At 55.1% G+C, this 7,000-nt stretch carries 7 protein-coding genes; 4 read left to right on the top strand and 3 right to left on the bottom strand.

The window, feature by feature from the left end:
• A partial coding sequence (locus tag E6C51_RS13410) for an SDR family NAD(P)-dependent oxidoreductase (RefSeq protein WP_190236330.1) occupies window positions 1–460 on the bottom strand: 460 nt, incomplete at its 3' end.
• Between the two features lie 297 nt (window positions 461–757).
• Here E6C51_RS13410 and E6C51_RS13405 point away from each other — a divergent pair.
• Window positions 758–1,933, top strand: coding sequence for a polysaccharide biosynthesis/export family protein (locus tag E6C51_RS13405; protein WP_146938040.1), 1,176 nt, complete (start codon window positions 758–760; stop codon window positions 1,931–1,933).
• Window positions 1,934–2,075: 142 nt separating this feature from the next.
• Here the strand turns inward: E6C51_RS13405 and E6C51_RS13400 are convergent, their stop codons facing one another.
• Window positions 2,076–2,981 (bottom strand): LysR family transcriptional regulator, encoded by a 906-nt coding sequence (locus tag E6C51_RS13400; RefSeq protein WP_190236329.1) that lies wholly within the window; start codon window positions 2,979–2,981, stop codon window positions 2,076–2,078.
• A gap of 107 nt (window positions 2,982–3,088) precedes the next feature.
• Between E6C51_RS13400 and E6C51_RS13395 the strand changes: the two genes are divergently transcribed.
• From E6C51_RS13395 to E6C51_RS13385, 3 genes are all read left to right on the top strand, one after another.
• Entirely contained in the window at window positions 3,089–3,409 is a 321-nt protein-coding gene (locus E6C51_RS13395) for a nuclear transport factor 2 family protein (RefSeq protein ID WP_190236328.1), read from the top strand.
• Window positions 3,409–4,188 carry an SDR family oxidoreductase gene (locus E6C51_RS13390; protein WP_190236327.1) on the top strand — a complete coding sequence of 260 codons (780 nt, stop codon included), beginning with the start codon at window positions 3,409–3,411 and terminating at the stop codon, window positions 4,186–4,188. The genes E6C51_RS13395 and E6C51_RS13390 overlap by 1 nt, the downstream gene beginning before the upstream one ends.
• 233 nt (window positions 4,189–4,421) lie before the next feature.
• Window positions 4,422–5,366, top strand: a complete 945-nt coding sequence (locus E6C51_RS13385; protein ID WP_190236326.1) for an XdhC family protein — start codon at window positions 4,422–4,424, stop codon at window positions 5,364–5,366.
• Window positions 5,367–5,518: 152 nt separating this feature from the next.
• Here E6C51_RS13385 and E6C51_RS13380 read toward each other — a convergent pair whose 3' ends face one another.
• Complete coding sequence (locus tag E6C51_RS13380) at window positions 5,519–6,817, bottom strand: chloride channel protein (protein ID WP_190236325.1); 1,299 nt, start codon at window positions 6,815–6,817, stop codon at window positions 5,519–5,521.
• Window positions 6,818–7,000 lie beyond the last annotated feature (183 nt).

Raw genomic sequence — 7,000 nt, 5'->3', positions numbered from 1 at the left:
AATAGGCCGTATAGCCCGGAATGCCCAGCAAGGCTGCACCCGATGAAATGATCGTGATCGTGCCGCGCCCGGCTGCGATCATCGATGGGTAGACCGCCCGGATGGCATTGCTCACTCCAATCAGATTGGTATGGATCTGCACATCAAAATCCGCACCGCTTTGATCGGCAAAATTGCCGGGGATAATCATGCCAGCCGAGGCAATCAATGTATCAATGGCACCATGGATGGCAACGCATTCCATGACCGCAGTGTGTAGCGCCGCACCATCTGTGACGTCGGCAGCTTGGGTGTGAACCGGGCGGCTGTTCGGATATTGGCTTTGCAAGGCGCGTTTTGCCGCGTCCAGCTTGTCTTGGTCGCGTGCCAGCAAGCTGACGCTATCGCCCCGCTGCACCAAAAGACCTGCAATGTGCAGCCCTATGCCGCTGGAGCCTCCGGTGATCAAGATATGCGCCATATCAACAAGCCTTGCGATGATTTGATCCGCCAGTCGGGCGTGGCGGATGCGATGGTTTGGGGTGTTTGAGCACGTCTCTTCACGCGGTTAAACTTTAATAGAACTGTAATAGATCTGTGCCAATCCTGAAAAAATATCGTCTGGTGGGCCTTATGCTGTCGGGTGCGCACGTGTGCCGTGTTGGTGCAGGCGCGGCATCCGCAGCAGGTGTAAAACCCGGCATTGAAACGATCTGGACCTTGCCGGTTCGTCAGAAATATGATTTGACAATCGCGGAAACGACGGGGACTTTTATAATTGAAACAAGCGATTGTCATTTTGTCCTGCGTAGCGTTATCGGGCTGTCAAATGGTGCCCGCGGATGGCCCCCTCGCAAGTGATATTGTTGGAGAAGCCGGACGCTCCGCTGCCCAGCAGAGCCGTGCCAGTGCAGAAGTGTTTGAGCTGATTGACGTTGATGCCAGAATGGCCAATGTCATCCATGCCTTCCAGGCCAGAAAGCTGCAAAGACGCTTCAAGGTCAGTGGCTCCACCGGTGTGCCGGTGATTGGCGTTGGTGATGCTCTCAAGGTGACGATTTTTGAGGCCAGTGCCGACGGCTTGTTCTCGACCGAAAACTCCAAGCAGGCAAGCATCGACATCGTGGTCCAGCCCAATGGCATGGCCTCCATTCCCTATGTCGGAACCGTGCGGCTGGTGGGCAAAACCCTTGAGCAGGTGCGCGAAACCATCAAATCCGCCCTCAAGAACAAGGCCGTCGAGCCCGATGTTCTGGTCAATCTGGTCTCCTCGTCCTCGCGCGATGTCACGGTGTCGGGTGCCGTTGCCCGCTCCGCCGTCATCCCGCTTGGCCTTGGCCACGAAACCATTCTCGACATGCTCGCCCGCGTTGGCGGCGCTGTCGCCCAGCCCTATGAGACCTATATCAGCCTGACGCGCAACAATGTGCGCGGCTCGGTTCTGCTCAAGGATATCATCGAAAATCCCAAGGAAAACATTCCGGTCCAGCCCAAGGACCAGATCTATGTCTACCGCGATCCGCAGACCTTCACCATTCTCGGCTCTGTCAAACAGGCCAAGCGTGTCGAGTTTGGCGCGAGCGATGTCAACCTGCTCGAAGCCATTGCACTCGCAGGCGGCGCAGACAGCGCATCCGTCAACATGAAGGGCTACTTCGTCTTCCGCTTCGAAGAGCCTGAAGTCCTCATGGATCTCGTCGGCCCCGCCCGCGTCAAGCAGCTCCTCGCCAACGGCATGCAGCCCGACAAGGACGGAAAATACCCCGTCGTCTACCGCCTCAGCATGGAAAAAGCCGACAGCCTCCTCATCGGACAGACATTCGAAGTCAAAAACCGCGACGTCATCTATGCGTCCCGTCACCCATCCGTCGACTTCTCAAAGTTCATAAACATCGTCGCAAGCCCCGTCGGTATCGTCGCAGCCGCAACAACCGTCACAAATAATATGAAGTAAATCATGACCTTGTGACAGGCATGGAGAGATGCAAGGTCCGCCCCACGGCTTCTCAGGACAAGCTATAGACACGGCATTTGGTGTGTCTATACCGCTGGCATGACCGTTAAAAAAGCAAGGTATGGGACATGCGCTTTTCCCATCAGGCTCTCTGCCGTCTTGCGAAATCGCGTGCCAGATCCAAAAAAGCTTTCATGCCCGCGGAAAGATTCCGACGGCCGGGGTAATAGAGACAGAGGCCCGGATAGGGCGGCGTCCAATCTTCCAGAAGTCGGATAAGGCGGCCTGCAATAATATCCGGCAGGATATCTTGCTCGATGACATATCCTATGCCCATGCCTTCAATCACTGCGGCTTTTACCAGGCTGGCTTCATCAAGCGTGATGGGCCCTTGCACGTTGATTTGCACCGGTTCACCCTGTTTTTCAAAACGCCATGGAAAAAGGGAGCCATCGGGAAGGCGCACGCGGATGCATTTATGGGAAAGCAGATCGGCGGGGACCATAGGTCTGCCATATCGTTCGAGATAGTCGGGCGCCGCGATAGCCGCGTGTCGATGAGGACTGCCAAGCGAGACCGCGATCATGTCGGTGGGAACAAGACTTGCGACCCGCACCCCCAGATCGAAACCGTCTTTGACAATGTCGACCATTTTACCTTCCGTCACCAGATCGATGTGCATATCGGGGTAGCGTCGAAGGAATTCCACAACGATTGGCGACATGATGGCGCGGGCGGCAAACGGGGCGGCATTGATGCGGATTGTTCCCGAAGGGGTTTCGCGCTGGGAGCGCACAGTCGTCAATGTATCAAAGATGTCATGCAGTGAGGGCGTTACCTGGTCAACCAAAAGCCTGCCAGCATCGGTGAGCGATACACTCCGCGTCGTCCTGTTAAACAATCGTACGCCCAGAGCTGCCTCAAACTTCGCAATCATATGGCTGAGGGCCGTGGTGGACATTTCAAGTTCGACAGCGGCTGCACGAAATGTTCCTCGCCGGGCGATGGTTATCACTGCATTCAGTTCTCTAAGGCTTGCCTGTTCCATTGTCCCGATTTTCTCATCTCAAGATGCCATTTTATCCCACTTATCGTAAGAAACAAAGAGCCTTACATCTCCCTGCAGAGATCGAAATCGAAAGCCAGGAGAAGACCATGACGATGCCAACGATTGTGGCCTCATATTTTGAGGCGGATCATCACAATGATGCCGATGCGCTCATAGATACATTCACAACGGATGCCGTTGTTGACGATGAACAAAGCCTGCATCAAGGCAAGGATGCTATCCGCATCTGGTGGACGGCGGCAAAGCAGGCATCGCAATTCGTGGTCGCGCCTTTGGACGTCAAAACCGAAAGCAATGTGACCCAAGTCCGGGCCAGCGTCAGTGGTGCATTTGCGGGCAGCCCCATAACACTCACGCATACATTCACCATCACGAATGGGAAGATCGCAAAGCTGGAGATCAAGTGATGGAAGATTTCATCAATCTGAAAGGCAAGCGCGTTCTGGTGACGGCGGGAACAAAAGGTGCGGGGGCCGCCACCGTCCAATTGTTTCAACAGCTTGGCGCGCAGGTTCTGACAACTGCGCGCTCGCGTCCCCCTCACATGTCGGAGGTAGCGTTTGTCGAAGCAGACCTCACAACATCAGACGGATGCAAAGCTGTGGCCATGGCCGCCCGCCAGCATCTGGGTGGAGTTGATGTTCTGGTGCACATGCTTGGCGGCTCATCTGCGCCCGCAGGAGGCTTCTCGGCCCTTTCAGACGCGGTGTGGGATCAGGAATTTTCGCTCAATCTGTATCCGGCTGTTCGGCTCGATCGCCAATTGCTACCGGAGATGATCGACCAAGGCGGTGGCGTTGTCATCCATGTCACGTCGATCCAGAGTGTTCTTCCTTTGCCGGAGTCCACCACAGCTTATGCAGCAGCAAAAGCCGCACTTTCCACCTATAGCAAGTCTCTCTCCAAAGAGGTTTCGCCCAAGGGCGTGCGGGTTGTTCGGGTTTCTCCCGGTTGGATCGCCACAGAATCCTCTCTTGATTTGGCGGAGCGACTGGCAATGCAGGCAGGCACAGACCTTGAAGGCGGCAAAAAGATCATCATGGACTCATTGGGTGGCATACCCCTTGGCCGCCCCGCCAACCCGGAAGAGGTGGCAAATCTGATTGCCTTTCTGGCGTCCGAGCGCGCTGCCTCCATCACCGGCGCAGAATACACCATTGACGGTGGGACCGTGCCCACCGTCTAACCAAGTGCTTCTTCATATTTCCGGGCAGGTGGTCGGAAATTCCCATTGAACGCATCTGTGCTCTTATGCACAGATGCGTATCACCAAATCAGAAGATGCACGATGAGGCGGTGTTACAGCAGCGTGCGCCATCTATGGCCCACAAGGCACGCTGTAAACGCTTAAATTATACAATAAACTATCTTGCAAGTTTTGTAGCTGCAAGATGGCTTTTCCAATAGGCGACTGGGCGCATGGACCATGAAAAGTGCGATATGAAACACAATCAGATGCAATGGGATGCATTGACCGATTACGTCTTGGACTATGCGATTGATTGCGCCAGAAAGGGCAATCGTTACGTCATTGTGACTTTGGTTCGCATTGATGGCTCTTCACCGCGCTATCCTGGAGCTCAAATGGTGGTTTCAGAAGATGGCTCGTTCATTGGCTATCTATCTGGCGGGTGCATTGAACGCGCCATTGTTGCCGAAGCGCTGGGCGCGCTGACCAGTGGCCAAAACCGTCTGGTCAGATATGGCGAGGGATCGGAATATTTCGACATCCAATTGCCATGTGGCAGTGGGATAGACCTCTATTTTGATGTGAGCCAGCCCACCGAGACCCTCATTTCTATCGATAGAGGACTGCAACAACGTTGTCCGCAGATCATGACCCTGCATTTGCCCGCATTCCGCAGCGATATTGCGAGCGTGTTCACTGTGCACTACAGGCCGCGACGCCAGCTCATCATTGCAGGCAGCGGGCCATCTGCGGTTCAATTGGCCCGTCTGGCGATAATCTCCGAGTTTGATGTTCAACTGCTCTCTCCCGATGCCATGACCCGCGAACATGCAAAGTCATTGGGGGTAGAAGTCATAGCACTTGTCAGCACCACAAAGACTTATGCGCTTGCTGCCGACGCCCGTACGGCTGTTGTTTTCATGTTTCATGATCATTTGTGGGAAGACGCATTCATGCCATCAGCGCTTGCATCACCTGCCTATTATATCGGCGCGATTGGAAATGAGGCGGCCCACGTCCGGCGGCGTGAAGCACTTTTGAAAAGCGGCTTTTCACAAGAAAATATCGAGCGCATCCACGGGCCTGCCGGTCTTTTTCGCGGCTCAAAATCGGCTCGGGACATCGCCATTTCGGTTCTGGCCGATATTGTCAAAAACCAGCCGTCGGCACCCTGATCGTTCTCTCACCCTTCCATACCGTCACCAAGACAGTCCAACGCTATTGGTCCCGATACGCGCACCTTAACCGCCACACGCGATTGCGGAGGAGGGGCGTTGCACCCATCAACAGTGCCTCTCACCACAGAGGCGAGAGGCACTGTAAACGATTATCGGGATCCGAACCGGCTATATTGCTTGGCCGTCATGGTTGCGAGGGATACGGCAATCAGAATGGGAATATAAAAATCCTGATTTGCGCCGGTAAAACCAAATGCAAGGGCAATGGCCGTCAGCGGCATGTTCATGGACACAGCAAGAAAGGCACTTGCACCGATCAGTGCGAAGGCACCCATGGCGATTGGGGAAAAACCCAGCATATTCCACAGAGACCCCAGCACAAGGGCAAGGAGTGCGCCAATCGTCATGCCCGGGGTCAGAAGTCCGCCTTCAGCACCGGCCCGCAGACACAGCGTTGTTACAAAGAGTTTCAAAACAAGAAGTGTAAGCGCCAGTTGGGTTGAGACGCCGCCGTTTAACCCTAACTGGATTGGCCCTTTGCCATTGCCCAGAAGCTGCGGGAAAGCCATGGACAACACGCCGAGCAGGCCAAAAGCACCGACACACCACAGAATGATTTGCCGCTGGCGCGGCGCGGCCTTGCGGGCCCAGGCGGCCAGATGACCATAGTGGAGGCCAGCGACACCGAAGATCGGCCCGCAAATGGCGGCCCAGACCACAAGCGAAATCCCCATCTGCAACGGCGGCAAGGCATATTGTGATGCATCTCCCAGCCCAAGCCATGCCACATAGGCCGCGATTGCCGAGGTGAATAATGCGGCGGCAGCAACCTGGGTGTTAAACGTTACCAGCAGGACTTCCAAAACAAACACGGCACCGGCAAATGGCACGTTATACACCGCCGCGAGGCCTGCCCCTGCGCCACAGGCAATCAGAATCTGCACCTGTTCCAAAGAAAGCTTGAGTTTTCTGCCCAGCCAGCCGCCAAACAAGGCGCCCACCTCACGCGGCGCAACCTCACGGCCAAGCGGCGATCCGAGCGCGACGGTGATGATCTGCAAGAGAGCGTGGCCGAGCGTGGAAATGATCGGCATTTCCAATTCGGGATTGGCAACGGCTTTGCGAATAGCCACGAGCGGGCGGCCAAAACGGTAGACAAGCCACCATCCCACGCCCGCAATGGCACCGCATGTCAACAGCACAATAAGGCGTCGCATCGGTGAGGCATGCTGAACACCCTCAAGAAAACTGATGGGACCAATGATCGCATCCAAACTATAGCCAAAAGCAATGTGCTGGAGGGCATGCAGCAAAAGCGCCAGCAGCATCCCCGAAATACCTGCAAACAAACCGGTTGCGGCAATGGCCACCGGAAAGCGCCAGGCAATGGCATGGAAATCTCGCGGCACAGGTGTGGAGCGGCTTGCGGCCGAAACGGCGTCACTCATATCCTCTACTCTTTCAGTCTTGCAATACATTCAAAACATCAAACCTTCAGCCTATACACATCTGGTTGAAATGCGTTCTTGGTGCAGCTACTGCATAATTTTCATCGCAAATCGGAATCAATTTAAGGTGAAAATGATGCAGCACAGAGAAAGAGCGGTTTCCACGCTTCGTTCCAATGCTGT

It is taken from the genome of Gillisella terrae, from assembly GCF_004801395.1.
In the GTDB taxonomy this organism is placed as follows: Bacteria; Pseudomonadota; Alphaproteobacteria; order Rhizobiales; family Rhizobiaceae; genus Allorhizobium; species Allorhizobium terrae.
The sequence above is the reverse complement of the archived record's forward strand: the minus strand, read 5'-3'. Positions and strand labels throughout refer to the sequence as shown.

What these genes read in the sequence shown, in the direction of transcription:
- E6C51_RS13380 (WP_190236325.1), bottom strand. Translation starts at nt 6,817, where the DNA reads ATGAGTGACGCCGTTTCGGCCGCAAGCCGCTCCACACCTGTGCCGCGA.
- E6C51_RS13390 (WP_190236327.1), top strand. Translation starts at nt 3,409, where the DNA reads ATGGAAGATTTCATCAATCTGAAAGGCAAGCGCGTTCTGGTGACGGCG.
- E6C51_RS13395 (WP_190236328.1), top strand. Translation starts at nt 3,089, where the DNA reads ATGACGATGCCAACGATTGTGGCCTCATATTTTGAGGCGGATCATCAC.
- E6C51_RS13385 (WP_190236326.1), top strand. Translation starts at nt 4,422, where the DNA reads ATGGACCATGAAAAGTGCGATATGAAACACAATCAGATGCAATGGGAT.
- E6C51_RS13400 (WP_190236329.1), bottom strand. Translation starts at nt 2,981, where the DNA reads ATGGAACAGGCAAGCCTTAGAGAACTGAATGCAGTGATAACCATCGCC.